This window comes from Streptomyces sp. NPDC006393 (assembly GCF_040628575.1).
Classification (GTDB): Bacteria; Actinomycetota; Actinomycetes; order Streptomycetales; family Streptomycetaceae; genus Streptomyces.
This window is the reverse complement of record NZ_JBEXZD010000016.1, coordinates 41,149-66,604: the sequence shown is the minus strand read 5'-3', so window position 1 is coordinate 66,604 and position 25,456 is coordinate 41,149. Positions and strand designations below refer to the sequence as shown.

The 25,456-nt window shown below is 72.8% G+C and carries 28 protein-coding genes and 1 pseudogene; 10 read left to right on the top strand and 19 right to left on the bottom strand.

The features are described 5' to 3' along the window. Window positions 1–10: 10 nt before the first annotated feature. The 3 genes from ABZ484_RS10450 (at window position 11) to ABZ484_RS10440 (ending at window position 1,546) form a co-directional block, all read left to right on the top strand. The gene (locus tag ABZ484_RS10450; protein ID WP_316744046.1) at window positions 11–412 is read left to right on the top strand and encodes a DUF2795 domain-containing protein; all 402 of its coding nucleotides are present in this window, start codon (window positions 11–13) and stop codon (window positions 410–412) included. Between the two features lie 62 nt (window positions 413–474). Further along, entirely contained in the window at window positions 475–918 is a 444-nt protein-coding gene (locus tag ABZ484_RS10445) for a CBS domain-containing protein (RefSeq protein WP_358865504.1), read from the top strand. Window positions 919–1,003: 85 nt separating this feature from the next. Then, on the top strand, window positions 1,004–1,546 hold the full coding sequence (locus ABZ484_RS10440; RefSeq protein ID WP_358865480.1) for a type 1 glutamine amidotransferase domain-containing protein: 543 nt from the start codon (window positions 1,004–1,006) through the stop codon (window positions 1,544–1,546). 116 nt (window positions 1,547–1,662) lie between these two features. Here the strand turns inward: ABZ484_RS10440 and ABZ484_RS10435 are convergent, their stop codons facing one another. After that, complete coding sequence (locus ABZ484_RS10435; RefSeq protein ID WP_030170719.1) at window positions 1,663–1,941, bottom strand: DUF6158 family protein; 279 nt, start codon at window positions 1,939–1,941, stop codon at window positions 1,663–1,665. Between the two features lie 57 nt (window positions 1,942–1,998). Between ABZ484_RS10435 and ABZ484_RS10430 the strand changes: the two genes are divergently transcribed. After that, on the top strand, window positions 1,999–3,114 hold the full coding sequence (locus ABZ484_RS10430) for a Vms1/Ankzf1 family peptidyl-tRNA hydrolase (RefSeq protein WP_358865479.1): 1,116 nt from the start codon (window positions 1,999–2,001) through the stop codon (window positions 3,112–3,114). A 9-nt stretch (window positions 3,115–3,123) separates the two neighbouring features. Here ABZ484_RS10430 and ABZ484_RS10425 read toward each other — a convergent pair whose 3' ends face one another. Both ABZ484_RS10425 and ABZ484_RS10420 read right to left on the bottom strand, forming a co-directional pair. Next, window positions 3,124–4,743, bottom strand: coding sequence for an ATP-binding cassette domain-containing protein (locus tag ABZ484_RS10425; protein ID WP_358865478.1), 1,620 nt, complete (start codon window positions 4,741–4,743; stop codon window positions 3,124–3,126). A 528-nt stretch (window positions 4,744–5,271) separates the two neighbouring features. Then, window positions 5,272–5,919: pseudogene (locus ABZ484_RS10420) on the bottom strand (histidine phosphatase family protein); the annotation flags it as partial. An 89-nt stretch (window positions 5,920–6,008) separates the two neighbouring features. Between ABZ484_RS10420 and ABZ484_RS10415 the strand changes: the two are divergent. From ABZ484_RS10415 to ABZ484_RS10405, 3 genes are all read left to right on the top strand, one after another. Further along, window positions 6,009–7,502 (top strand): phosphatase PAP2 family protein, encoded by a 1,494-nt coding sequence (locus ABZ484_RS10415; RefSeq protein WP_358865477.1) that lies wholly within the window; start codon window positions 6,009–6,011, stop codon window positions 7,500–7,502. Between the two features lie 132 nt (window positions 7,503–7,634). Further along, window positions 7,635–8,462, top strand: a complete 828-nt coding sequence (locus ABZ484_RS10410; protein ID WP_358865476.1) for a class I SAM-dependent methyltransferase — start codon at window positions 7,635–7,637, stop codon at window positions 8,460–8,462. 59 nt (window positions 8,463–8,521) lie between these two features. Next, window positions 8,522–8,692, top strand: coding sequence for a hypothetical protein (locus ABZ484_RS10405; RefSeq protein WP_030170702.1), 171 nt, complete (start codon window positions 8,522–8,524; stop codon window positions 8,690–8,692). Window positions 8,693–8,752: 60 nt separating this feature from the next. Here ABZ484_RS10405 and ABZ484_RS10400 read toward each other — a convergent pair whose 3' ends face one another. Genes ABZ484_RS10400 through ABZ484_RS10340 form a run of 13 tightly spaced genes read right to left on the bottom strand, consistent with a single transcriptional unit; the run spans window position 8,753 to window position 18,857 of the window. Beyond that, window positions 8,753–9,034, bottom strand: a complete 282-nt coding sequence (locus tag ABZ484_RS10400) for a gas vesicle protein K (RefSeq protein ID WP_358865475.1) — start codon at window positions 9,032–9,034, stop codon at window positions 8,753–8,755. After that, complete coding sequence (locus tag ABZ484_RS10395; RefSeq protein WP_358865474.1) at window positions 9,031–9,228, bottom strand: gas vesicle protein; 198 nt, start codon at window positions 9,226–9,228, stop codon at window positions 9,031–9,033. The genes ABZ484_RS10400 and ABZ484_RS10395 overlap by 4 nt, the downstream gene beginning before the upstream one ends. Further along, complete coding sequence (locus ABZ484_RS10390; protein ID WP_358865473.1) at window positions 9,225–10,001, bottom strand: GvpL/GvpF family gas vesicle protein; 777 nt, start codon at window positions 9,999–10,001, stop codon at window positions 9,225–9,227. Before ABZ484_RS10390 ends, ABZ484_RS10395 begins: the two co-directional genes overlap by 4 nt. Then, complete coding sequence (locus ABZ484_RS10385) at window positions 9,998–10,354, bottom strand: gas vesicle protein (RefSeq protein WP_358865472.1); 357 nt, start codon at window positions 10,352–10,354, stop codon at window positions 9,998–10,000. The genes ABZ484_RS10390 and ABZ484_RS10385 overlap by 4 nt, the downstream gene beginning before the upstream one ends. Continuing rightward, window positions 10,351–11,538 carry an SRPBCC family protein gene (locus tag ABZ484_RS10380; RefSeq protein ID WP_358865471.1) on the bottom strand — a complete coding sequence of 396 codons (1,188 nt, stop codon included), beginning with the start codon at window positions 11,536–11,538 and terminating at the stop codon, window positions 10,351–10,353. Before ABZ484_RS10380 ends, ABZ484_RS10385 begins: the two co-directional genes overlap by 4 nt. A 3-nt stretch (window positions 11,539–11,541) precedes the next feature. Continuing rightward, window positions 11,542–12,318 carry a hypothetical protein gene (locus ABZ484_RS10375; protein WP_358865470.1) on the bottom strand — a complete coding sequence of 259 codons (777 nt, stop codon included), beginning with the start codon at window positions 12,316–12,318 and terminating at the stop codon, window positions 11,542–11,544. Then, window positions 12,315–12,578, bottom strand: coding sequence for a gas vesicle protein GvpG (locus ABZ484_RS10370; RefSeq protein ID WP_358865469.1), 264 nt, complete (start codon window positions 12,576–12,578; stop codon window positions 12,315–12,317). The genes ABZ484_RS10375 and ABZ484_RS10370 overlap by 4 nt, the downstream gene beginning before the upstream one ends. Window positions 12,579–12,582: 4 nt before the next feature. Further along, window positions 12,583–13,353 (bottom strand): GvpL/GvpF family gas vesicle protein, encoded by a 771-nt coding sequence (locus ABZ484_RS10365; RefSeq protein WP_358865468.1) that lies wholly within the window; start codon window positions 13,351–13,353, stop codon window positions 12,583–12,585. Continuing rightward, complete coding sequence (locus tag ABZ484_RS10360) at window positions 13,350–13,784, bottom strand: gas vesicle structural protein GvpA (protein WP_358865467.1); 435 nt, start codon at window positions 13,782–13,784, stop codon at window positions 13,350–13,352. The genes ABZ484_RS10365 and ABZ484_RS10360 overlap by 4 nt, the downstream gene beginning before the upstream one ends. 58 nt (window positions 13,785–13,842) lie before the next feature. Continuing rightward, window positions 13,843–14,289, bottom strand: coding sequence for a gas vesicle protein (locus tag ABZ484_RS10355; protein ID WP_358865466.1), 447 nt, complete (start codon window positions 14,287–14,289; stop codon window positions 13,843–13,845). A gap of 52 nt (window positions 14,290–14,341) precedes the next feature. After that, window positions 14,342–15,319, bottom strand: coding sequence for a non-homologous end-joining DNA ligase (ligD, locus tag ABZ484_RS10350; RefSeq protein WP_358865465.1), 978 nt, complete (start codon window positions 15,317–15,319; stop codon window positions 14,342–14,344). Next, a complete protein-coding gene (locus ABZ484_RS10345; RefSeq protein WP_358865464.1) occupies window positions 15,316–17,163 on the bottom strand; it encodes a transketolase in 1,848 nt (615 codons plus the stop codon). The genes ligD and ABZ484_RS10345 overlap by 4 nt, the downstream gene beginning before the upstream one ends. Further along, window positions 17,160–18,857 (bottom strand): FAD-dependent oxidoreductase, encoded by a 1,698-nt coding sequence (locus ABZ484_RS10340; RefSeq protein WP_358865463.1) that lies wholly within the window; start codon window positions 18,855–18,857, stop codon window positions 17,160–17,162. Before ABZ484_RS10340 ends, ABZ484_RS10345 begins: the two co-directional genes overlap by 4 nt. Window positions 18,858–19,112: 255 nt before the next feature. On the opposite strand from ABZ484_RS10340, the gene ABZ484_RS10335 reads away from it, so the two are divergent. Together ABZ484_RS10335 and ABZ484_RS10330 are read left to right on the top strand one after the other, a co-directional pair. Beyond that, complete coding sequence (locus tag ABZ484_RS10335; RefSeq protein WP_358865462.1) at window positions 19,113–20,069, top strand: LLM class F420-dependent oxidoreductase; 957 nt, start codon at window positions 19,113–19,115, stop codon at window positions 20,067–20,069. Between the two features lie 26 nt (window positions 20,070–20,095). Continuing rightward, the gene (locus ABZ484_RS10330; protein ID WP_358865461.1) at window positions 20,096–20,443 is read left to right on the top strand and encodes a VOC family protein; all 348 of its coding nucleotides are present in this window, start codon (window positions 20,096–20,098) and stop codon (window positions 20,441–20,443) included. Window positions 20,444–20,466: 23 nt separating this feature from the next. On the opposite strand, the gene ABZ484_RS10325 is transcribed toward ABZ484_RS10330, so the two are convergent. Continuing rightward, complete coding sequence (locus tag ABZ484_RS10325) at window positions 20,467–22,431, bottom strand: DUF5107 domain-containing protein (protein WP_358865460.1); 1,965 nt, start codon at window positions 22,429–22,431, stop codon at window positions 20,467–20,469. A gap of 184 nt (window positions 22,432–22,615) precedes the next feature. On the opposite strand from ABZ484_RS10325, the gene ABZ484_RS10320 reads away from it, so the two are divergent. Next, window positions 22,616–22,963: a DUF6204 family protein gene (locus ABZ484_RS10320; protein ID WP_358865503.1), complete on the top strand. Its 348-nt coding sequence runs from the start codon at window positions 22,616–22,618 to the stop codon at window positions 22,961–22,963. Here ABZ484_RS10320 and ABZ484_RS10315 read toward each other — a convergent pair. Further along, window positions 22,935–23,486 (bottom strand): GNAT family protein, encoded by a 552-nt coding sequence (locus ABZ484_RS10315; protein ID WP_358865459.1) that lies wholly within the window; start codon window positions 23,484–23,486, stop codon window positions 22,935–22,937. The two genes, ABZ484_RS10320 and ABZ484_RS10315, sit on opposite strands and share 29 nt — an antisense overlap. Window positions 23,487–23,520: 34 nt before the next feature. Beyond that, on the bottom strand, window positions 23,521–25,290 hold the full coding sequence (locus ABZ484_RS10310) for a CocE/NonD family hydrolase (protein WP_358865458.1): 1,770 nt from the start codon (window positions 25,288–25,290) through the stop codon (window positions 23,521–23,523). Between the last annotated feature and the right edge of the window lie 166 nt (window positions 25,291–25,456).

Genomic DNA, 25,456 nt, shown 5'->3' with positions numbered 1-25,456 from the left:
GGAGGGAGACATGCAGCGAGGCAGTGACCGGCTGAGTGTCCACCGTGACGACGAGATGAAGCACGAGCTGCAGGGCCTGCTCAGGTCGGGCCATCCCACGCGCACCGAGGAATGGCACGACCCGGAACCGGCCGCCGAGGACGACCCGGAGGTCTGGGGCGGACCGGTGGCGCCGGGCGCGTCTAGGGCCTCTCTGGAGACCGTGCGCCTGGAGCTGGCCAGGATCCTGGGCCGCAGCGCCTTTCCCGCGGGCCCGGGCGAACTGGCGCGCACACTGCGCCGCAAGAACGCGCCCGACGCGCTGATCGAGGCACTGGAGCGGCTGCCGCGCAAGGCCCAGTACGCCAACGTGCAGGAGCTGGCGAAGGAACTCACCCACACCGAGCGGCCCGCCCGGGAGGACCGTGCGTAGATCCGGGGCGGGGCGGAAAGGCAGGTAGTTCCTCAGTGAGGGCTGAATACGTCAGGGACGTCATGACACCGGGCGTGGTGGCCGTCCGCCCCGACGCCTCGCTCGTCGAGGCGGCCCGGCTGATGCGCGCCCAGGACATCGGCGACGTGGTGGTGGCCGACGGGCAGGACATCGTCGGCATGCTCACCGACCGCGACATCGCGGTGCGGGCCGTGGCGGAGGGCCTCGATCCGCAGGCGGTGAGCGCGCGGGCCGTGTGCACGTCCCGTCCGCTCGTCGTGGGCCCGCACGATCCGGTGTCGGCAGCCGTCGCGCTGATGCGCGAACACGCCGTACGGCGGCTGCCCGTCGTCGAGGACGGCCTGCCGGTCGGCATGGTCAGCCTGGGCGACCTGGCGGAGGCCCGGGACCCGCGTTCGGCGCTCGCCGACATCAGCCGCGCCGAGCCGGACGGCGGCCCGGACGGACCGGAGGCACCGGAGAGCCCGGAGGGACCGGACGGCTGACCGGTGAGGCAAGAGGGACGACAAGGCGGAGGCAGAGGGACGACAAGGCGGGGGAAGAGGGACGACGAAAGGACGTCGAAGCATCATGCGCATCGCATTTCTGGCCGCACCCGAGGGCGTCGAGCAGGTGGAGCTGACCGAGCCCCGGAAGGCGGCGCGGGACGCCGGCCACGAGACCGTGCTGGTGTCCACCAAGTCCGGCGAGATCCAGGCGTTCGACCACCTGGACAAGGCGGACACGTTCCCCGTCGACGAGGTGGTCGGGGACACCTCCGCCGACTCCTTCGACGCGCTGGTCCTGCCGGGCGGCGTGGCCAACCCGGACTTCCTGCGGATGGACGAGAAGGCCGTCTCGTTCGTACGGGACTTCTTCGAGCAGGGCCGCCCCGTGGCCGCGATCTGCCACGCGCCGTGGACGCTGGTGGAGGCCGATGTCGTACGCGGCCGCGTGCTGACCTCGTGGCCGAGTCTGCGTACGGACATCCGCAACGCGGGCGGCACGTGGGTGGACGAGCAGGTGAACATCTGCGAGAACGGGCCGAACAAGCTGGTCACCAGCCGCAAGCCGGCCGATCTGAAGGCGTTCTGCCAGGCGTTCCTGGACGTGTTCGCGCAGAAGGCCGGCTGAACCCGGTCCGTTCCGGTCCGTGGGGTGCCCGATGGGGTGCCCGTCGGCGTGCCGCAGGAAGCACGCCGGCGGGCACGTTCGGGTGACGGTGACGCGAGGCGGGTGACGGCGGGGTCTCAGGCGTGGGGTGCCGCCGACTCGCCGCAGCCGCGTTCCCGGGCTCCCTCGCGGGTGCGGCCGGCGGCGACGGTGCGGCGGGGGTTGCGGCGCAGGTACTCGCCCTCGAGCTGCGCCATGCGCTCGTTGTGGGCCCGCAGCGCGTCGTTCGAGCCGTACAGCAGCGTGTCGTGGCGGGTGCGGTGGATGGTCTCCAGCTCCTTCATGAGCTGCTGGTCGTCCAGCCGGTCCGGGTCGACTCCGGTCATGGTGATGCCCCGCTCGTCGTGTTCGTTCATGCGGTACGGGTACCCGCCCGGCGTGGACTACCACCGAACGGCCTCCGGGAGGGAGCCATGGATCTCGCCTTTCTGCATCCACTGTACGAACAGCCCGGGCCCTGGGCCTCGGTGTACGTCAACACCTCCCGGAAGGCGGAGGACACCGCGCAGGAGATACGCCTGACGGCCCAGGCGATGGCCCGAGAGCTGGCGCGGCAGGGAGCGGACGAGGCCACCTCCCGGGCCGTGGAGACCGCGATCGACGAGATGCGCCACTCCCCCGACCCGCACGGGCGGGCCCTGTTCGCCCGCGACGGCAGGGTCGTCCTCGACCCGCCCCTGGCTCGACCGCCCCGGGGCATCAGCTGGGCCGAGTGGGCGCCGCTGCCCCGTGTGGCGCCGCTGCTGGAGCTCGCGGGCGAGGATCCGGTGGCGATCGTGGCGTACGTCGACCGCAAGGGCGCGGACTTCGAGCTGCGCAGTGCGCTGGGCCGCAAGGAGGCGGGCACGGTGATCGGGCAGCAGTGGCCGATCCACCGGACGAGCAACGCCGACTGGTCCGAACGGCACTTCCAGCTGAAGGTGGAGAACACCTGGGAGCACAACGCGGCGGAGATCGCCGACGCGCTCAGCGTGTGCCAGGAGGAGACGCAGGCCGACCTGCTGATCCTCGTGGGTGACGACAGGGAGCGGCGCGAGGTGCGCGACCGGCTGCCGCAGCGGCTGGACGACTGCGTGGTGGAGGCCACCCGTGGCGCCGGCAGCCGGCTGCTGGACGAGGACGTGGAGCGGATCCGCACCGAGCACGTGCACCGGCATCTCGAGGAGGAACTGGACCGGTTCCGGGCGGCGCGCGCCCCGGACGACGAGGGCCGGGCGGCGGCCGTGGAAGGCGTTCCCGCGCTGGTCGAGGCGGCCCGCGAGCACCGTCTGGAGGAGCTGCTGATCTTCCCGGAGGGCGCGGACGCCCACCAGGAGGTGTGGATCGGCGAGGATCCGGACCAGTTGGCGGTGCGCCGCACGGAACTGAAGACCCTCGGCGAGCAGCGGGCCTGGCCGGCCCGCGCCGACGACGCCCTGATCCGCTCCGCGGTCACCACGGACGCGATCGCGCTGTCGCTGGAGCCGGTGGCCGCCACGGCCGAGGGCGCGCCGTCGGGCGGTCTGGGCGCCATCCTCCGCTGGAGGTGACGGCAGGCGCTACCGCGCCCGCTCCACCCGGCGTTCGTCCCAGACCGGCTCGGAGGTCTCGCGGACCCTGCCGTCGGCGCCGAAGACGAGGTGGCGGTCGAAGGAGCGGGCGAACCACCGGTCGTGGGTGACCGCGAGGACCGTGCCCTCGAACGCCTCCAGGCCCTCCTGGAGCGCCTCGGCGGACTCCAGGTCGAGGTTGTCGGTGGGCTCGTCCAGGAGCAGGGCCGTGGCCCCCTCCAGTTCCAGCATCAGGATCTGGAACCGGGCCTGCTGGCCGCCGGAGAGCCGGTCGAAGGACTGTTCGGCCTGGCCGGTCAGCTCGTAGCGGCGCAGCCGGGACATGGCGGCGCCCCGGTCCTGGGAGTGCTCCTTCCACAGGATGTCCAGCAGGGTCCGGCCCTGGAGTTCGGGGTGCGCGTGGGTCTGGGCGAAGTGGCCGGGCACCACCCGCGCGCCGAGCTTCCAGGTGCCGGTGTGCGCGACGTCGTCGCCGGCCAGCAGCCGCAGGAAGTGCGACTTGCCGGAGCCGTTGGAGCCGAGGACGGCCACCCGTTCGCCGTAGAAGACCTCCAGGTCGAAGGGTTTCATCAGGCCGGTCAGTTCCAGGTTCTGGCAGGTGACGGCCCGTACGCCGGTGCGGCCGCCCTTCAGCCGCATCCGGATGTCCTGCTCGCGCGGCGGTTCCGGCGGCGGTCCCGCCTCCTCGAACTTGCGCAGCCGGGTCTGGGCGGCCCGGTAGCGGGAGGCCATGTCGGCGCTGTTCTCGGCGGCCTGGCGCAGGTTCAGCACCAGCTTCTTCAGCTGCGCGTGCTTCTCGTCCCAGCGTCTGCGCAACTCCTCGAAGCGGGCGAAGCGTTCGCGCCGGGCCTCGTGGTAGGTGGCGAAGCCGCCGCCGTGCACCCAGGCGTCGGCGCCGGCCGGGCCGGGTTCGACGGAGACGATCTTCTCGGCGGCGCGGGCGAGAAGCTCGCGGTCGTGGGAGACGAAAAGGACGGTCTTGCGGGTCTCGCGCAGCCGCTCCTCCAGCCAGCGCTTGCCGGGCACGTCGAGGTAGTTGTCCGGCTCGTCGAGCAGCAGCACCTCGTCGGTGCCGCGCAGCAGCGCCTCCAGCACCAGCCGCTTCTGCTCGCCGCCGGACAGGGTCCGCACCTGGCGCCACTGCGCCCTGTCGTAGGGCACGCCGAGCGCGGCCGTGGTGCACATGTCCCACAGGGTCTCGGCCTCGTAGCCGCGCGCCTCGGCCCAGTCGGCGAGGGCCTGCGCGTAGCGGAGCTGGGCGGCCTCGTCGTCGACGTTCATGATGGCGTGCTCGGCCGCGTCGACGGCCCGCGCGGCCTGCCGGATCCGGGGCGGGGCGACGGAGACGAGCAGGTCGCGTACGGTCGTCTCGTCCCGCACCGACCCCACGAACTGCGGCATCACGCCCAGTCCGCCGCTGACGGTGACGGTGCCGCCGTGCGGCTTCAGCTCGCCGGAGATCAGCCGGAGCAGGGTGGTCTTGCCGGCGCCGTTGGGCCCGACGAGCGCGACCGCGGCGCCTTCGCCCACCCGGAAGGAGACATCGCCGAGCAGCGCCCTCCCGTCGGGGAGGTAGTACTCCAGGTGCGCGGCTTCCAGATGTCCCATGGTCGGGCATTCTGACGGTGCCCCCGAGATCCCGGCAAACGCTTATTCGGCGTCGTAGGGGACGCCGCGGCCCTGCCGGCCGCCGGGTCGGGTGTCCGGCGGGGTGTCCGGCCGGGTGTCCGCCGGGATGTCGGGCGGGGTGTCCGGCCGGATGTCCGCCGGGATGTCGGGCGGGGTGTCCGGCCGGATGTCCGCCGGGATGTCCGGCCGGGTGTCCGCCGGGATGTCCGCCGTGGTGTCCGGCAGGGTGTCCGGCCGGATGTCCGCCGGGATGTCCGGCCGGATGTCCGCCGGGATGTCCGCCGTGGTGTCCGGCAGGGTGTCCGCCGGGATGTCCGGCCGGATGTCCGCCGGGATGTCCGCCGTGGTGTCCGGCAGGGTGTCCGCCGGGATGTCCGCCGGGATGTCCGCCGTGGTGTCCGGCGTGGTGTCCGGCAGGGTGTCCGCCGGGATGTCCGGCCGGATGTCCGCCGGGATGTCCGGCCGGATGTCCGCCGGGATGTCCGGCCCGGTGTCGTACGCGGTGTCCACGGGCTGTCCCGCCGGGCCCCCCTCGCGGGCCGGGGACACGAGGGCGCCGGCCCAGGAGAGGGCCTTCCAGCCGTCGGTGGGTGAGCCCTCCAGGATCACCACACCCGTGTTCCGCAGCGGGTGCGTGGCGGCGAAATCGGCGTCGAGGTTGTGGGCGCGGACCGCGGTCCACAGGCGGACGGCCGCGCCGTGACTGACCATGACGACCGTCCCGGCCCCGCCCCGGGCGGCCTCCTCGACGACGGCGTCGAACCGTGCCAGCGCCCCGGTCCCGGTCTCGCCGCCCGGTCCCGGCATCCGGCGTTCGCGGTCCCCGGCGACCCAGGCCAGGACCGTCCGTAGGTAGACCTGACCGCGCTCGGAGTCGCCGGGCTCCCCCTCCAGCCCGCCCGCGGACAGCTCGCGGATGCCGTCACGGACGATCACGTCGAGCCCGCGGGCGGCCGCCAGCGGCGCGGCGGTGAGCTGGGTGCGCACGAGGGTCGAGGCGTAGACGGCCTCGATGTCCTCCTCGGCGAGCGCCTCGGGCAGCGCGGCGGCCTGCCGTCGGCCGAGCTCGGTCAGGCCCGGTCCCGGTACGGCCGTGTCCAGCAGGGAGGCCAGGTTGGACGGAGTCTCGCCGTGGCGTACGAGGAGCAGGCGCATACGGGTTCCCGGAACGGAGGAGGATGCGTCGGTGCCGTCCCGCGCGCCCCGCGCGCAGGAAACGGCCACTTCAGGGTAACGGTGCCGGTATGAGCCCAGATGTCGACCTCACCGCCCCGCGAACCGGCGCCCACGCCACCCTGACACGACTGCTCGCCCTGGACTCCCGGCTGTTCCAGGTCGCGGCCGAGCGCCACTGGCCCGGCGCCGGGCCCGTACTGCCCCGGCTGAGCCGGAGCGCGAACCACGGCGTGCTGTGGTTCGCGGCCGCGGCGGCGATCGCGGCGAGCCGGACACCGCGCGCCCGCAGGGCCGCGGCCCGCGGCCTGGCCTCCCTCGGCCTGGCGTCGCTGACCATCAACACGCTCGGCAAGCGCTCGGTGCGCCGCCCCCGGCCCCTGCTGGACCCGGTGCCGCATGTGCGCCGGCTCCAACGGCAGCCGATCACGACGTCCTTCCCGTCGGGCCACGCGGCCTCCGCCTCCGCCTTCGCGACGGGTGTCGCACTGGAGTCCGGTGGCTGGGGCGCGGCCGTGGCGCCGGTGGCCTTCTCGGTGGCGGTCTCCCGCGTCTACACCGGCGTCCACTTCCCGAGCGACGTGCTGGCGGGCGCGGTGCTCGGCGCGGGGGCCGCGTTCGCCGTACGGGGCCTGGTGCCGACGCGCGCGCAGATCGCGGCCCCCGCCCGGCCGCGGGCCGCCGTGCCCGCGCTGCCCGGGGGCGAGGGCCTGGTCCTCGTCACGAACAACGCCTCCGGTACCGCGGACCGGGCCCGGGCGCTGCACGACGCGCTGCCGCGGGCGGAGGTCGTCGTGTGTGATCCGGAGGACCTCCCCGCCGAGGCGGAGAAGGCGGCCGGCCGGGCCCGGGTGCTCGGGGTGTGCGGCGGCGACGGCACCGTGAACACGGCCGCGCGGGCCGCCCTGCGGCACGGGCTGCCGCTCGCCGTACTGCCCGGCGGCACCCTCAACCACTTCGCGTACGACCTGGGCGTGGAGGACGTACGGGACCTGGCCGGGGCCCTGGAGCGGGGCGAGGGCGTACGGGTGGACGTGGGCCGCTTCAGCTCCGGCCGCGGGGAGGGCGTCTTCCTCAACACCTTCAGCCTGGGGGTGTACCCGGAACTGGTGCGCGAGCGCGAGCGCTGGGCCGACCGGATCGGCGGCTGGCCGGCCGGGGTGCTGGCGGCGCTGCGGGTGCTGCGCGCGGACCGCCATCCGCTGGAGGCGGAGTTCCGGGGGCGCCGCCGCCCGCTGTGGCTGCTGTTCGCCGGCAACGGCACCTACCACCGCATGGGCCTCGCGCCGGGCCGCCGGCTGGACCTGGCGGACGGGGTGCTCGACGTGCGGGTCGTGCACGGTGGCCGCAGGCCGGCCCTGCGGCTGCTGTCGGCGGCCCTCGCGGGCCCGCTCACCCGCTCCCCGGCGCACGCGGCCGTCCAGGTGAGCCGGCTGCGACTGACGGGCCTGGCGCCCGGCACTCTCCTCGCCTACGACGGCGAGGTCACGGAGGTCGAGGGCGAGGTCCGGCTGGAGAAACTGCCGGAGGCGCTGACCGTGTACCGGCCGCTGCCGGCCCGCTGATCACCCACAACCCTCCACCGGTCCGCATTCTGAAACGAGGGTCTCAACATCCGACATACGCGCGTACCGTGATCCCTACCGCCCCGGGGCCGCGGGCCCGTGCGGGGCCAGGTGACGAGAAGGGGTACCGCCATGCCGAAACCGCGGGAGACGGCCGTCTACACGCACGGCCACCACGAGTCCGTGCTGCGCTCGCACACCTGGCGCACCGCCGCCAACTCGGCGGCCTACCTGCTCGGCTCGCTGAAGCCCCACATGAAGGTCCTGGACATCGGCTGCGGGCCGGGCACCATCACCGCGGACCTGGCGGAACTGGTGCCCGACGGGCATGTCACGGGTGTCGACCGGGCGCCCGGAATCCTGGAGCAGGCCCGCGCCACGGCCGCCGGCCGCGGACTGGGCAACGTCGACTTCGCGGTCGCCGACGTGCACGCACTGGACTACCCGGACGACACGTTCTGCGTGGTCCACGCCCACCAGGTGCTCCAGCACGTGGGCGACCCCGTGCGGGCGCTGCGCGAGATGCGGCGGGTGACGAAGCCGGGCGGTCTCGTCGCCGTACGGGACGCGGACTACGCGGCGATGACCTGGTATCCCGGGACACCGGGCCTGGACGACTGGCTGGACCTGTACGAGCGGGTGGCCCGCGCCAACGGCGGCGAGCCCGACGCGGGGCGCCGGCTGCGTTCCTGGGCGCTGGCCGCGGGCTTCGCGGACGCCGCCGTCACGGCCACGTCCAGCACCTGGACGTACGCGACCCCGGCCGAGCGCGCATGGTGGAGCGGCCTGTGGGCCGACCGCACGCTGGCGTCCGCGTACGCCGAGCGTGCCACCGCAGGCGGCCACGCGACCGAGGAGCGGCTGCGGGCCGTGTCACGGGCGTGGCGCGAGTGGGGGGAGCGGGAGGACGGCTGGTTCGCCGTACTGCATGGGGAAATCCTGTGCCGCAAGGACGGCTGACGTCCGGCCCACCGGAATGATGTCCCGCTTTCGGGACACCCGGAGAGCAGGAGGTCATTATGGTTCCCATCCTGCTCGTACTGCTTCTGGCGCTGGTTCTCTTCGGGGTCGGATTCGCGGTGAAGGTGCTCTGGTGGATCGCGTTGGCGGTGCTCGTCGTCTGGCTGCTGGGCTTCCTGATCCACGGGACGGCCGCAGGCGGAGGCCGGGCTCGGTGGTACAGGTGGTAGCCCGGCGTACCCCGCCCCCGGGGTAGCACGTGGTACGCCGACCCCGGGACGGCACGTGTGTCAGTCCCGGGGAAGCAGCGGTCCCAGCGGCCCGAGGTCCAGATTGAGGTCCTCGGGCCGCAGCCCGTAGCGGTCGCGCAGCTCGGCCATGCGGTCCTCCAGGAGCATCAGCGTCAGTCCGATCCGCTCCTCCTGCTCCTCGGTCAGGTCGCCCTCGTCGAAACGGCGCAGCGCCTGGCGCTCCATGAGCTGGCGCAGCAGCTCCACGACGGTCAGGACGAGCTTGACGAGGTCGCGCTCCACCGTGTCGGGTTCCAGGTCCACACGCCTGCGCGGGGTCACGACGGCACCTCCAGGACCTCGAAGGGGGACGGCACCTGCCGGTTCACCGAGCTGATCAGGGCGTTCAGGTCGATCCGCACGAGGTCGACGTCCGCGATGCGCAGGGTGATGTCCCCGGTGATGACGACCCCGCCGGCCAGCAGCCGGTCGAGCAGGTCGACCAGGGCGATCTCACGGCGTTCGACGACCGTCATGCCCCCTCCCCCGGCAGCTCCCCGGCGAAGGAGTACGCGGCCCAGGGCCCGGTGAGCTCCACGCGCAGGCCGGGCGCGTCGTCCTTCGTGCGGTCCACGACTTCCACGAACTCCTCGGAATGGGCGCGCGGGACGAGATAGGCGGCGTTGAGCACGTTCCGTCCGGCGGTGCCGGTGAGGGCGGCGTTCTGCGGGGCGTGCAGCCGGGAGTCCTCGGCGAACGCGGAGAGCTTCTCGTGCAGCCGGGTCGCGAACGCCTCGGCCTTCTGCCACAGGTCCTCGCGGGCCATCGTCTGCTGCCGGCGCCGGCGCAGATAGTCCCGGCCGGACGCGGCCATCGGCTCGGGTTCCGGGACCGCCGCCTCCTGCGGCCGCTCGGCCTCCAGATAGACCTTGACCCCCCACTCCACACGCCCCTGGAGCCGCTCCAGGGTGGCGCGGAAGTGCTCTTCACAGGACTCGATCATGGTGCGCACCCCGCTGTCGTCCCGGAAGACGGTGGCCATCCGCAACGGCAGCGGGGTGGTGACGACGGTCAGCGCGTCGACCACGCCCTGGTGGGCACGGGCGGTGGCGGAGAGCCAGTCCAGGTCCTCCAGATGGGCGCGCAGCGGCTCCTCGGCGAAGTCCCGTTCCGGCACCTCGCTGACGACGGCGATCAGGCCGTGGTGGGGCAGTTGCTTCACCGGCGCGCCGAGGACACCGGTCAGCTGTGCCTGGAGGGGCGCGCCGAGGGGGCGGCAGACGGCGTAGACGTACCGCAGTCCGGTCATGGTGCCTCCTTCGGGTGGACGCGGCCGCGAGTACGGTCGCCGCCCTGCTCCAGTTCCTCCAGCCGGGCCAGGCGCTCGCGCAACTCGGCGTTCTCCCTGGCGAGTTCGTCACGACGGGCCCGGGAGGAGAGCGCAGGGTCGCTCTCCCACCAGTCGATACCCATCTCCTTGGCCTTGTCGACCGAGGCGACGATGAGCCGGAGCTTGACGGTGAGCAGTTCGATGTCGAGCAGGTTGATCCGGATGTCGCCCGCGATGACGATTCCCTTGTCGAGCACCCGTTCGAGGATGTCGGCGAGGTTGGCGCCACTGCTCGGGCCGTACGGTTCGGGCAGCCGGCTCGGCGTCGTCATCGGCGGCTCCCGCCCTCGGCGTACTCCTCTTCCTCTTCCTCTTCCTCGTACTCCTCGTCGCTCCCGTCGTCGTCCTCGGGATACTCGTCGTCCGCGTACGTCCCTCGGCCCCTGGTCTCCTCCTGACCTTCGTCCTCCTCGTCCTCGTCCTCGTCCTCGTCTTCGTCCTCGTCCTCGTCTTCGTCCTCGTCTTCGTCCTCGTCCTTGTGTTCGTCCTCGTGTTCGTCCTCTTCCTCGTACTCGCCGTTCTCTTGGTCCTCTTCCCGGTCCTCTTCTTCCTCGTGCTCCCTCTCCTCCTCGGCGACCGCGTCCTCGTGGCTGCGCACGACCTCGCCGTCGCGGATCTCTCCGCGCCAGCTGTCCTCCGCCTCTCCCTTGAGGGTGATGAAGCGGGCGAAGTGCTTCAGGTCGAGCCGGACACGGCGGCCCTGGGCACGCCAGATGTTGCCGGTCTTCTCGAAGAAGCCGCTCGGGTAGTACTCCATGACCAGCAGGACGCGGGTGAGGTTCTCCTCCAGCCGGTGGAAGGAGACGACGCCCTTCGTGCTGCCCTTCGCGCCCTCCGACGTCCACTGGATGCGGTAGTCGGGTACCTGCTCGGTCGTCGTGGCCTTCCAGCTGCGGCTGGACCACCAGATCTTGGCCTGCCAGTCGGACGTGGTGTCGTCGGCGCGGCTCGCGCTCTTGACGCCCTTGGCGAAGGTGCTGAAGTCCTGGAACTGGGTCCACTGGTCGTAGGCGGTGCGCAGCGGCACGCCGACATCGATGTACTCCATGATGACGGTGGGCTTGTTGCCTCCGCGTCCCTTGCGCTTGCCCTTGCCGCCCCCGAGGCCTTTCAGCGCGCCCATGACGCTGTCCTTGGCGCGCGAGGCCCCGAGCTCCAGCACCGAGCGCACCGGACTCTTGCCTTCGGCGAGCTTGCGGCCGGCGTCGAGGGCGAGCTTGGCGAAGCCCGGGCTGTTGCCCTCGGCGATGTCGTTCAGTTTGCCGGTGGCATCACCGAGCTTGTGGCCGAAGCCGGCCAGCAGCCGCTCGGCCTGGGCGGCGACGTACTCCTGCGCCTCCGCCTTGAGCCGGTCGGCGGCCTCGCTGTGGGCCAGGCCCGCCAGCGGGCTCTCCTTCGTCGCCGCACCGGCCGCGCGGCCGGCGGCGTTCCTCGCGGAACCGAGGGTCTCGGTCATCGGTCACCGCCCTCCTTCGGCCTTCCGGGACCGCTCGGAGCGGCGTGCGCCACCGGCCGCGGCGGTCTCCTTCGCGGCCGGCTTCTTGCCGGCCGTCCCGCGAGCCGGGGCCTTCTTGGCCGCGCTCGCCGCCTTCTCACCGGGGGCCTTCTGCGCCGGCTTCCTGCCGGGCGCGCGGGCCCGGGCCTTCTGGGCGGTCTCCTTCGCCGGAGCCTTCCGCGTGCGCTGCCGCCGCGGCCCGCCGGACTCATCGGCCTCGCCGGACTCGCCGGACTCTTCGGCGGCCTCCGCCTCCTGGTCGGCCTCGCGGCCCTCCCGGTCGTCGTACTCGTCGTCGGACTCGTCCTCGTGCTCCGCCTCGGCCCCTTCCTCATGCTCGTTCTCGGGGTACTCGTCCTCGTGCCCGCGGTCCCGGGCCGCCCGCTCACCGCCGCGCCGCTTCCCCTCGCCGGAGTCGGGCACGACGCCGGCCAGCTCGTCGCGGACCTGTGCGGTTCGGCCGTGCAACCGGTCGGCGAGCGAGGTCATCTGCCGTTCGACCATGGCGCCGGAGGCGGCCTTGCCGACGCCCTGCAGATCCTGGCGCAGCTGGTCGCCGATCTCCTTGAACTGGGGGTTGTCCTTCAGCTGCTGGGTGACCAGGTCCGCCACCGCGCGCGGGCCGAGGTTCAGCTTCTTGCCCGCCACCAGGCTGCCCACGGCGACGGCCAGCTTCAGTTTCCTCGTACGTCCCAACAGGTATCCGGCCCCTACCGCGAGGCCGAGTCCCATCCTGTTCATCGTGCCGTCCCCTCACCTGTCCCAGGTCCCCCGCGCATGCCGACCTCCAGCCGGTCCAGAAGCTCGTCCTCCTGGCGGTCGAACTCCTCCTCCGTGATCTCGCCCGCTTCCAGCCGCTCTTCCAACCGTGCGAGTTCGGCCCGGACGGTGGCCGGGTCGTAGTAGACGCGCTCCGCCTCGCGCAGCACCTGCTTGATCGCCCAGCCGGCGCCGCGTGCCGGGGCGAGCGGCAGCAGCAGCACCTCCGAGATCAGTCCCATGGCGTCACCCCGCTCCCGCGTCGGCTCCCGCCGTGCTGGCCGCCGGCTCGGACGGGCCGGGCTCGACGAAGCTGTAGGGCGGCAGCGGCCCGTTGACCCGCACTTCCAGGTGGGGCATGTCCCTGCGAACCTGTTCGGCGGCGTCCAGGAACGACGCCGCCGCGTCCCGGTCGACCAGGAACGACGCGTTGACCAGCCAGCCGGTGGACTCCGGGCCCGAGCTGACCGCGGCCGCCACGGGCTCCAGCGCGCGCACGACCTGAGCGCCGTCCTCGCCCTCACGGGCCTTGACCGCGCCGGCGACCATCTCGCCGAGCCGCAGCCTGTCGTCGTAACTGCCGCCGCCCGCCTTCCGGTTGGCCTCGGCCTGCGCCCTGATGTCCGGGTTCTCGGCCATCACGAGGTGCAGTACGGCCTCCTCGACATGGCTGGCCTTGACGTTGTACTCGACCTTGCCGTCCAGCGCCCGCAGACGCTCGGTGTAGTGCTCGGCGCGTTCGGTGAGCACCCCGGTGACGCCGGCGTCGTCCGGGGCGACGCTGCCGAAGCGCATGGGCAGCACGCAGCCGGTGGCGCCGACCTCGCTGAGCACGTTCTGGTGGGCGAGCAGGTCCCTGCGCTTGGGCCGCAGATCCTCGGGGGCATCGCTGACGACGGCCGCCAGTTCGCCCGCCTTCAGCACGCGGACCGGCCGCGGCGGCTCGCCGACACCGGTCGTGTCCTGCGGCAGCGAAGGGTGCGAGGCGGCCGTGATTCCGTAGACGTACGTGCTCACTCCTGTTCCTCCCTCCTGCGCGACGGCGTCGCCTTACGGGCCCGCGGCCTGGACTCCTCCTCCTCGCCCGAGTGCTCCGACCGGGCCTGCTTGAAGGCGTCCGAAACGGTCTGGGCGGCGCCGGACAGCGCCCCCTTGGACTTGCCGCGCGCACCGGACTCGGTGACTTCGCCGACGATCTCAGGCAGGCCCGGGGTCTTGTGGGGGCCCGCTTCCAGGTCGAGCCGGTTGACGGCCTCGGCGAAGCGCAGATAGGTGTCCACACTGGCCACGACGACGCGTACGTCGATCTTCAGGATCTCGATGCCGACCAGGGAGACCCTCACGAACGCGTCGATCACCAGCCCCCTGTCGAGGACGAGTTCCAGTACGTCGTAGAGGCCGCTGCTGCCGCCTCCGCCACCGGACGTCTGTGCCGGGACAACGGTCATGCCGACCGTGCCTCCTTCTCTGAGTGTGGGATGGGTGATGTCCTCGCGTGCGGGCGGCCTAGCGGCCGCCGGACCGGTGCGCGTCGGCCCGGCCCCGTTCGTAGCGGCGCCCGCGCCGGTAGCCGGTGAGCTGACCCTCGGTGTCGAGTTCGACCTGGTAGCTCGCCATCAGGCTCATGGTGTCGGGCACACGGGCGAGTTCCAGGACCTCGACCTCCAGCGACCAGCCGTCCTCCGTCTGCTCGAAGGTCGTCACGGACTCGGCCGCCAGGCCGGTCAGCTCCTCGAACTGGGCGCGTGCCTCGCGCAGCACCTCCATGGGCCGAGGCCGGTGCGGGGCCGCACGGTGGTCGTTCGCACGCGTGTCGTTCTCGGTGTTGGTGCGTGGCTCCTGGGGTTCTTGAGATTCTTGTGGTTCTTGTGTTTTCTGCGAATGCTTCGGCTTTGCGGTGTCATGCGCTGAGTCGTGCGCCGCGTCGTGCGCTGTGTCGTCCTTGTTCGCCATGGCCACCTCTCCCCCTCCGTGTGGCCGCAGCTTCCCCGGCCAAACCTGCCCATCAGCCGCGCAGTGCGTCCAGGCGCCGTCGTGCCGGGCCCAGGGAACGGCCGCGGGTGGGCAGTCGGGCCCAGGGGCGGGTCCGGGCCTGGTCGACGGCGTCGGCGACGGTCCAGCGCCGCGGGCCGAGGTCCGGGGCGTCGAGCTGGTCCCAGGACAGGGGTACGGCGACGGGCGCGCCGGGCCGGGCGCGGACGGTGTAGGGGGCGACCGCGGTCTGGGCGTAGCCGTTGCGCTGCACGTCGAGGTAGAGGCGGTCGCCGCGGTCCTTCTTGCGGGCGGCCGTGGTGAACCGCTCGGGGTGACCGGCGGCCAGCAGCTCGGCGACGTCCCGGGCGAACTCCTGCACCTCGTCGAAGCCGTGGCGGCCGTCGAGGGGGACGACCACGTGCAGTCCGCGCGAGCCGGTCGTCATCGGCGCAGAGGGCAGTTCCAGCGTGTCGAGGAGCTCGCCCAGCCGCCGGGCCGCCTCCCGCACCGGTCCGAAGTCGTCGTCGGCGGGGTCGAGGTCGAAGACCATGCGGTCCGGCCGGTCGGGGTGCCCCGCGCGGGACAGCCAGCGATGCAGGGTCAGACAGGCCTGGTCCGCGAGGTAGACGAGGGTGGCGGTGTCGTCGCAGACGGTGTGCGTGACCGTGCCGCCCTCCTTGGCGACCTCGGCCCTTGTGATCCAGTCGGGGTAGTGCTCCGGGGTGTTCTTCTGCATGAACACCGGCCCGTCCAGGCCGTCCGGGTGCCGCTCCAGCATCAGTGGCCGGCCGCGCAGATGCGGCAGCAGGTACCGCGCGACCGACCGGTAGTAGTCGACGAGGTCGGCCTTCGTGTACTCCTTCGCGTGCTCCCCCTCCTTGTCGTTTCCCTCGGCGTCCTCACCGCCGTCGCCGTCGCGGCCGTCGCCGCCCGGGAAGAGGACCTTGTCCGGCCGGTGCACCTGCACGGTGCGCCGGCCGGCCCGTACCGCGCGGGCATCGCCGCTCACGGCACCACCGCCTCCTCCACCAGCAGCCGGGCGGAGGCCGCGATCGACTCGGCGTCGATGCCGGCCGCGTGCAGCTGCTCGGCCGGCGAGGCCGAGCCGGGCATCGTACGGACGGCGAGCCGGACCAGGCGCGGCGCCGGGCGCCCGTCGAGGAAGGCGTCGAGGACCGCGTCGCCGAGGCCGCCCTCCTCGCGGTGGTCCTCGACCGTGAGCAGGCAGCCGGTGTCCTGGGCGGCCTGCCGCAAGGTGGCCCGGTCGACGGGCTTGACGGAGTACAGGTCGATCACGCGGACCGCGATGCCCTCGCCGGCCAGGGCGTCGGCGGCGGCCAGCGCCTCGTGCAGGGTGACGCCGGCGGCGACGATCGTCAGCCGGTCCGCGGCGGAGGAGCGCAGCACCTTGCTGCCGCCGACGGGGAACTCCTCGTCCGGACCGTAGATCACCGGGCTCTCCCCGCGCGAGGTGCGCAGATAGCGGATGCCGTCCAGGCCGGCCATCTCGGCGACGAGTTTCGCGGCCTGGTTGGCGTCGCTCGGGTACAGCACGGTCGAGCCGTGCATCGCCCGCATCATCGCCAGGTCCTCCAGGCCCATCTGGCTGGGCCCGTCCTGGCCGATCGCGACGCCCGCGTGGGAGCCGTTGAGGTTGATGCCGGATCCGCTGACGGAGGCCATCCGCACGAAGTCGTAGGCCCGGGTGAGGAAGGCGGCGAAGGTGGAGGCGTACGGCACCCAGCCGCGCCGGGCGAAGCCGACCGCCGTCGCGATCATCTGCTGTTCGGCGATGTAGCACTCGAAGTAGCGGTCGGGGTGCTCCTTGTGGAAGAGCTCCGAACGGGTGGAGTCGCCGACCTCGCCGTCGAGGGCCACCACGTCGCCCCGCGCGGTGCCGAGCGCGGCGAGCGCCTGGCCGTAGGCGTCGCGGGTGGCGACCTCCTCGCCCGGGTCCCAGCGGGGCAGTTCGAGGCTGCCGTCCCCGACGGCGTGCAGCGCCCGGGCGGACGGCGGCTCGTGCACGCGGACCCGGATGCCGCGGACGCCGCCGAGTTCCTCGATCGCCTCGTCGGCGTGCTTGAGCGGCTTGCCGTGCAGCCCCTCGCGGTCCTCGGCCTCCTTGACGCCCTTGCCCTTGAGCGTGCGGGCGATGATCGCGGTGGGCTGTCCCTTCGTGGAGATCGCCTCGCCGTAGGCGCGGTCGACGGCGTCCACGTCGTGGCCGTCGATCTCGGCGGTGTGCCAGTCGAAGGCGCGGAAGCGGCGGGCGTAGGCGTCCAGGTCGTGGCCGTGCCGGGTGGGGCCGCGCTGGCCGAGCCGGTTGACGTCGACGATCAGGATCAGGTTGTCCAGGTGCTCGTACCCGGCGGTCTCGGCGGCCTCCCAGATCGACCCCTCGGCCATCTCGCTGTCCCCGCACAGCACCCACACCCGGTAGTCGGCGTGGTCGAGCCGCTTGCCGGCGAGCGCGATGCCGACGCCGATCGGCAGGCCCTGCCCCAGGGATCCGGTGGCGGTCTCCACCCACGGCAGCCGCTGCGGTGTGGGGTGCCCCTCCAGGCGGCTGCCCAGCTTGCGGAAGCCGAGCAGTTCTTCGTCGTCGATCGCGCCGGCCGCCTTGAAGGCGGCGTACAGGAGGGGGGAGGCGTGGCCCTTCGACAGCACGAAGCGGTCGTTGCCGGGGTGCTCCGGCCGGCCGAAGTCGTAGCGGAGGTGGTTCGCCAGCAGTACGGCCATCAGATCGGCGGCGGACATGGAGGACGTCGGGTGGCCGGAGCCCGCCGCCGCCGAGGCCCGCACGCTGTCGACACGCAACTGCTGTCCGAGATCGACGAGTTCGGCGGTGTTCATGAGTCTCCTTCCTCAGGGATGTCATCGCGCTTGACCGGGCCGGGGGCGGGATGGTGTTCGTGATGTCCGTGACCGGGACCGGGCTTCCCGGCGGGCTCCGGGCGCGGCCGGCTCCTGGCGGGCTCCCCGCCCGGCTGGTTCCTCGCGGGTTCGCCGCCCGGCTGGTTCCTCGCGGGTTCGCCGCCCGGCTGGTTCCTCGCGGGTTCGCCGCCCGGCTGGTTCCTCGCGGGCTCCCCGCTCGCCGCCTGGGCCTTCTCGGTGTTCTCGATGATCTCGGTGGCCCCCGTCCCCTCGGGTGCGCCGGACCGCCGGGAGCCGGTGCCCGCGGCGTCCGTTGCCTCCGGACCCGTTCCGGCCCCCACCTGCGCTCCCGCCCGCGGCCGCTCCGGTCCGCCCGCCACCCGCGCCAGTTCCGGGGAGGCGGACTCCAGCGGCACCGACCAGGACCGTACGAGCCCCAACTGGACGGCCTGGCGCGGCAGTACGGCGTTGAGCAGCCAGTCCGCCGCCACCCGTATCCGGTTGCCCGGCATCGCCGCGAGGTGGTAGCCGCGGGTGACGGCGCCGGCCGCCGGACCGGAGAGCGGGACGCCGAGCGGGTTGGCGGCGGCCTGGGCGCCGCCGAGGTCCACGACGAAGCCCAGATCGCGGTGGCGGTAGGGGCGCCGCGCGCAGGCACCGAGCGAGGCGGCGACGTTGATGGCGGCGATCTTGCCGTGCCGCCAGGCGTGCTGGGCGGTCATCGGGGTGCACGAGCCGGGCTTGTTCACATCGGGTACGGCGGCGGCGTCGCCCGCCGCGAACACCTCGGGCCGCCCCGGCACCTGGAGATAGGGGTCGACGACGATCCGTCCGCGCTCCAGCGGGTGCCCGGTGCTCTCCACGAGCGGGTCGGGCCGTACGCCCACGCACCACACCAGCGTGCGGGTCGGGACGAACTCGCCGTCCGTCAGCAGCACACCGTCGTGCGTGGCCTCCTTCACGGAGGTGCCCATGCGGACGTCCACGCCCCGTTCCCGCAGCACCCGGTCCGCGGTGCGCGAGAGCCGCTCGTCCAGCTCGGGCAGGACGCGGTCGGCGATGTCCAGGAGCATCCAGCGCGGCCGCATACCCTGCCGCAGCGGGTGCCGGCGCACCTGGGAGTCGGTGTACGTCTTGCCGTGCGCGGCGACCTCCGTGCCGGTGTAGCCGGCCCCGACGACGACGAAGGTGCAGCGGGCGGCGCAGCTGTCGCGGTCGGCGGCGGCAGCGGCGAGCTCGACCTGGCGGGTCACGTGGTCGCGCAGGTAGAGCGCCTCGGGCAGCCCGCGGAAGCCGTGCGCGTGCTCGGCGACGCCGGGGATCGGCAGCAGCTTGTTGACGCTGCCGACGGCCAGCACCAGCCGGTCGTACTCCAGCGTCCCGCCGGCGCCCTCGGGGTCGGTGTAGTGCACGGCGCGTGCGTCCATGTCGACGGCGTCGGCCTCGCCGAGGACCAGGCGTACGCCGGGCAGGGTGGCGGAGAGGGAGACGGCGACCCGGCGTGGCTCCAGGATGCCCACGGCCACCTGGGGCAGCAGCGGCACGTACAGGAAGTAGTCGGTCGGGTTCAGCAGGGTGACGTCGGCCTTGTTCCGGGACATCCGGGACAGGGTCTGGGCCGCACGGTAACCGGCGAAACCGGCACCGACGATCACGATGCGGGGTCGAGTCACGGGTTCGCCTCCGGCACTGTCGCGTGCTCGTACGGAACTAGGGCCTTCCGTTCGGGTCACGCCGGCCTCGCGGGCCCTGGCACCGCTCCCTGATCCGGCCTGATCCGAACGAAAGGCCCTAACCGCGTCCCCCCGGCCGTCCCGCCCAAACCCCGGGCGTCGCGGCCCCGGCCCGGGAGACACGGCGCCGGTTTCCGTCAGCGGGACCGGGTACTCGGGAGCGCGATCGACCCGCCCCCGTCGTGGAGGAGCCTCATGCCCGAGTACGGCTACCACCTGTCGTGCGAGCAGTACGGCCCGGCGGAACTCGTCGAGCAGGCGCGGATGGCCGAGCAGGCCGGGTTCCAGGCGCTGTGGATCTCGGACCACTACCACCCGTGGAACGACGCGCAGGGCCAGAGCCCGTTCGTGTGGTCGGTGATCGGGGCGCTGTCCGAGGCGGTGTCCCTGCCCGTGGAGACGGCCGTGACCTGTCCGACCGTGCGGATCCACCCGGCCGTGGTGGCGCAGGCCGCCGCGACCAGCGCGGTGATGACCGAGGGCCGGTTCCGGCTCGGCGTCGGCACCGGCGAGGCGCTCAACGAGCATATTCTCGGCGACCGGTGGCCGCCCGCGCAGGTGCGGATGGAGATGCTGGAGGAGGCGGTGCAGGTGATGCGCCGGCTGCTGACCGGGGAGGAGGTCAGCCACCACGGCGCGTACTACACGGTGGAGAACGCCCGGCTGTACACCGTCCCCGACGAACCCGTGCCGATCGACATCTCGGGCTTCGGCCCGAAGGCGACGTCGCTCGCGGCGCGCGTGGCCGACGGCTACATCACGATGATGCCGAACGAGGAGATGGTCACCCGGTACCGCAAGGGCGGCGGGGGCACCAAACTCGTCAGCGGCGGCACGAAGGTGTGCTTCGGCCACGACCGCGACGAATGCGTCCGTACCGTGCACGACCTGTGGTACAACGAGCAACTCCCGGGCGAGATGGGCCAGGTGCTGCCGACCCCCCGTCACTTCGAGCAGCTCAAGCCGCTGGTCACCGAGGACACGGTCCGCGAGAACGTGGTGTGCGGCGACGACGTGGACCAGCACGTGGCCGCGCTGAAGGAGTTCGCCGACGCGGGCTTCGACCGGGTCTACGTCAACCAGATCGGCGCCGACCAGCGCGGTTTCTTCGACTTCTACCGCACGAAGGTGCTGCCGCAGCTGCCGCACTGACAGGGGCCCCAACTAGGCTCGTCCGCATGGAGATTCTGGGAGCCAGCCTGCGCGTCTGCGTCGACGACCTGGAGACCGCCGTCCCCTTCTACGAACGCCTGGCGGGCGGCAGAGCCCTGCGTTTCGAACGCGGCGGCGTCCAGGTGGCGGCCGTCGGCTGCTTCCTGCTGATGAGCGGCCCCGAGTCGCAGCTGGAGGTGCTGCGCAAGGTGGCGGCGACGATCGCCGTCGAGGACGTCGACGAGGCCCACCGGGTCCTGACCGAACTCGGTGCCCGCATCGTGGCGGGCCCGGTCCCGACCCCGGTGGGCCGCAACCTCATCGCCGTGCACCCGGACGGCGCGGTGTACGAGTACGTGGACCGCCGCGGCTGAGCGACGGCGATCCACGTGACGCCTCACGAGGAGGACGGGCGCATCCGGAAGTCGTAGGCCGACGGCAGCTCCTCGCCGCAGATCCGGTCCCACACGCGGCCGAGCCGCTCGTCGCCCTCCCGCAGGTCGGCGACCTCGAAGCCCTCGTCGAAGACGGCCCGCGCCTCGGCGCGGCGCCCCTCGGCGAGCAGCAGCTCGGCCTCCAGCAGCCGGAACCGGCCGCGCTCGCGGGTGGACGGGTGCAGCCGCCGCCACACCGAACGCGCGTCGGCCGGGCGCCCTGCCCGTAGCAGCGCCTCGATCGCCTCCCGGCCGAGCGCGGCGGTGGCCGCCGTCCACGTCTCGCCGTCGTCCCGCCGCTCGTGGCACAGGTCGTCGAAGGCCTCGGCGTAGCGGTCGGCGGCCCGCTCGTGGTGGCCGGCCTCCTGGTCGGCGACGGCGAGGCAGCGCAGCAACGGCCAGACGGACGGAGCCAGTTCCAGCGCCCGTTCCCAGCTGCGCACCGCCTGCGCCCGGTCACCGGCGTGCCACTGGGCGACGCCGAGGTGGTACTCGGTGAGCGGGCCTGCCGGTGCCGTCTCCAGGAGGTCGCGCCAGTGCGGGGCGACCAGCGACTCGCCGGGCGGCCGGACCCGGCGCGGTTCGGGGAAGGAACCGGAGTGGAGCAGTTCCCGCCAGGGCTCCTGTTCCTCGCCGAGGGTGGACTCGGGGAAGGGCGTGCCCGGCAGTTTCCAGCCGGAGCGCAGCACTTCGAGGGCGCCCCAGCCGGATCCGGTGCCGAGGATCTCACCCGGTTCGGCGTCGGCGTACGGCCTCCAGGCGGCGTAGGCGGCCTCGACGTCGGCGCGGGGCAGGACGGCCTCCAGCCGTTCCTCGGTCCGCCGGACGGCGGTGTCCCACTCCCCCGCCGGCGGGGGCGCGTCCAGCGGGCCGTACGACTCCAGCCACGCCACCTCGCTCTCCGCCTCCAGCCGTACGTGTTCGAGCTGGGTGCGGGCGAGACCGGCCTGGATCTCGCAGTAGCCGCCGGTGCCGGGTTCGGTCAGCCACTGCTGCCAGCGGCGCCCGCCGGGGCCCGCGCCCCAGACGAACAGCTTGCGGCCGCGCAGCACGTCGGTGGAGGTCTGCACCAGTCCCTCGCCGGACTCGTCGAGGGCGGCGATCCAGCGGCGCCGTCCGTCGGGCACCTCGTAGAAGTAGTCGGCGGGGTAGGTGCTGTTGAGGGGGTACGTCCGGTCGACGCCGTCGTACGCCGGGACGGGCACCCGGCGCAGCCGGCGCTCGTAGCCGAAGTGCCAGGCCTCCTCGGCGGGGGCGAGCACCCGGCGCTCCTCGGGAACGGCGATGTTGGACCACCAGTAGGTCGGCGCCGGCCGCTCGTGCGGGTTGCGGATGCGCACGCCGACGTGCAGGAAGTCGGAGCCGTCCGGCAGCCACAGGTCGACCTGGAAGGGCAGGTCGCGCAGTCGTTCCCACTCCCACAGGCGCAGCATCTGGCCGCCGTCGGGGGCGGGCACGCGGGCGGCGTGCAGGGGCGAGCAGGAGAGGGTGGTGTGGCCGGTGGCGCCGATGTTCCACTCGATGCCGCCCGAGTACCAGGCGCCGTTGAGGGCGAAGTTGGCGGGCTGCGACACCGGGTTGCGGTAGAGGAGTTCCTGGCCCGTGGGCTTGTGCACGAGGGAGGCGACGCGGCCGCCGAGGCCGGGGAGCACGGTGGCACGCAGGCGGTCGTTCTCGAGGACGAGCGCGTCGAACCGGCGCGGCTCGCGCGCTCTGCCGTAGCCGTCGCGAACCCGGACCGGCAGCAGGCTGTGCAGCGGCGCGTAGCCGACCTGCCGCGCCATGTCGTGCGGCAGGTCGTTCCTGTCGCGGTCCTCGATGTGGTGGACCTCGTCGAGCGGGCGCAGCGCGGGCAGCGGGTTGTCCGGCCCGAGCGGCGCGGCGGGCAGCGTCAGTACCTCACGTCGGATCGTCGTCACAACGACCATGGAACCCGGTCGCCGGTGACCTGACCAGGGGCGGGACCGGTCAGGATTGCGCAAAGGCGCCGGGTCGAAAACCTGTGTGCGGGCCACCGCCGGGCGACGTACAGTCGGTCCTTCGGCAGCGCGGGCGCGCGGGTGATCAGGAGTGCGCCGCATGCCGGCGGACAGCGAGGAGCACGGAAGACCGATGAGCGAGCGGCACACCTACCGGGTGATCGTCCGGGGTACCTGGGACGGGCTGACCGAGCAGGCGCGGGCGCGGCTGCTCGCCGAGGCGGCCGACCACGGGATGACGAGCATGCGGTTCACTCAGGAGGGCTCGCTGTCGTACGAGCCGTCGCCGCTCAAGCACTTCTCCATGCGGTATGTGGTGGTCAGCGACGCGGAGGACGGCGAGGAGATGGCCGCCGCGATCGCGGAGGACCGCGCCGAGACGGCTCTGCGCGGCCTCGGCTACGGGTTCCGCGCACTGAGGTCGACCGTCACGGACCTGGACACCATCAAGATCAACCACAAGCCCGCATCTCGGCGGTGATCGCCCACCGTTCGTGGTCCCGCCAGGCTCCGTCGATGTAGAGCATGTCCGGCGAGTAGCCCTCCAGGCGGAAACCGCAGGAGCGGGCGAGGGCGATGGAGGCGGTGTTGCCCGGCTGGGCGTTGATCTCCAGCCGGTGCAGACCCATGGGCCCGAAGGCGTGGTCGACGACGAGGTTCAGGGCCTCCTTCATCAGCCCGCGCCCGGCGGCGTGCGCGAAGGCGCCGTAGCCGAGGGCGCCGCACTGGAAGGCGCCCTCGACGATGTTGTTGATGTTGATGTATCCGGCGATGCGGCCGGAGTCCTTCTCGCAGACCAGGAAACCGGCCCGCGCCGGATCGTCGATCAGCCGTCCCGCGTACGCCTGGTAGGCGTCGGCCGTGGCCGGCGGGAAGAGCCACGGGCGGTGCAGTTCCTGGCTCTCCCTGACGCGGTCGGTGAACTCCTCGGCGTCCTCCCGCGTGAAGTGGCGGATGCCGACGCGGGGGCCCTCGGCGAGGTAGCGGGATGCGGTGTGCGGCATCCCGCCACTCTATGCGGGCCCGTGCGCCCGCGACTCAGCCGGCCACGACCGGCAGCCGGAGCACCCCGGCCTGCCCGGGGGAGGCGGCCACCGTGACCGGTTTGACGCCCCGGTTCCCGAAGTAGGCGTCGTCGCTCGCCGCGATCACGAACCGCAGCCGGTGGCCCTGCTCGTAGCGGTGCACGACGCCCGGCAGGGTCACCGTGAAGGGCCGGGTCACGTCGGGCACGCGGACCGGTGCGACCAGCCGGTGCACCAGCGTCCGGGTACCGTCGGGTGCCACGTCGTACAGCTTGGCGAACAGGACGAGCTTGTCGGCGGCGTCGGACGAGCGCTGGGCGCGCTCCGCCGCCGGTGAGATCACCTTCAGCGTGGCCCTGGGCGCGCCGACCACGTCGACGGCGTGCGTCAGTGGTGCGCTGGTCCAGGCGAGGTAGGTGCCCGGGGTGTCGTACGGCGCGGGGTCGGGCAGGCCCAGGGCCCCGGCGAGTGAGCTCTCCGAATGGCTCGTGGGGATGGGCCAGTTGGTGTAGGTACGGCTGCCGCGCGCGACCTCGCCGCGGTCGGCGACGAGTTCTCCGTCGCCCGAGAGGTACAGCTTCCGGGAGAGGGCGGGGACGTGGCCGGCCGTGGCGTAGGTGTGGTCGGGGTCGGTGATCCAGTCCCGGTAGTAGGCGAAGTCGGGGCCGGTGTCGGTGTGCCGGTTCCGGTGCAGATAGCGGTCGAACCAGGCGAGGACGCGCTTGCCCACGTAGCTGGTCTCCAAGTTGCCCTGGGACAGGTTCAGTTCGCCGGCGGCCGGGTCGGTGAGGCCTCCGCTGTGGCCCCAGGACTGCCAGATCATCTTGGTCTCGGTGCCGCGGGCCTCGAGGGTCCGGTAGGTGGCGGTGGCCTCGTTGAGGTTGAACAGGCTGTCGGCCTGGCCCTGGATCAGCAGGGTGGGCGCCTTGACCCGGTCGAGGTAGGACACCGTGGAGACGCTGCGGGCGTAGGAGAGCAGCTGTCGTGTGCGGTCGGCGGGGTAGCTGCCGGAGTTGAGGGTGCGGATCGTGTCGCAGGCCCGGGTGACGAAGTGCAGGCAGGTGAGGGAGTTGACGCGGGAGGGGTCCAGGGCGGGCTGGGTCAGTGGCTGGCTCTCGCCCATGAGGTAGAAGGCGTTGGTCCACTGCCACTTGAAGGCGCCGGGCACAGCGGAGGCGCCGGCGGCGTTGTTCGGGTCGAGGGAGTAAGCCAGGTCGTTCCAGGTGATCATCGGGATCAGGGCGTCGACGCGGTGGTCCACGGCCGCCGTGGCCAGTTGGATCGCGCCGCCGTAGGAGCCGCCGATCATGCCGACGCGCGGGTCGCCGGCACCGTCGAGGGTGACGTAGTCGGCGCGGGTGCCGTCGTCGGCACTCCGGCCGCCGGCGAGGAAGTCGACCAGCCCGGAGGCGGCCCGGCCGTCGATGCCGGGGTCGTCCAGGGAGATCAGGCAGCCGGATCTGCCGAAGCCGAGGCCGGAGTAGACGAGGGCGACGTATCCGCGCTGGGCGAAGGCCTTGCCGATGGCGTCCGTCGAGCCGTCGTCCTTGCTGCCGCCGAACCCGTTGGTGGCGAGGACGGCGGGCGCCGGGTGGGCGCGGTCCACGCCGACGGGCCGGTACAGGTCGGCGTCGACGGTGCAGGTGCGCTCGCCGGCGCGGACGGTGAACTTCAGCGGTGTCACGCCGTACTGACCGTCGGCGGACGCGGGGGTGGTGAGCGTGAGGGGTGCGGTGAGCGCGGCCGAGAGGGCGAGGACGAGGGCGGCGCGGGATCTGGGCACACGACGGGACACAAGGCCTCCACACTGAGGGCAACCCGACTTACCGACCGGTAAGTACCGGCCGGAATCATGCTGTGACACGTGTCAGAGCGCGTCAATCGCTCGGACGGAGGTTTCTTGACGGAGATTCAGTGGAGTTCTTACGGTCCCCGCGGCGGCCTTCGGC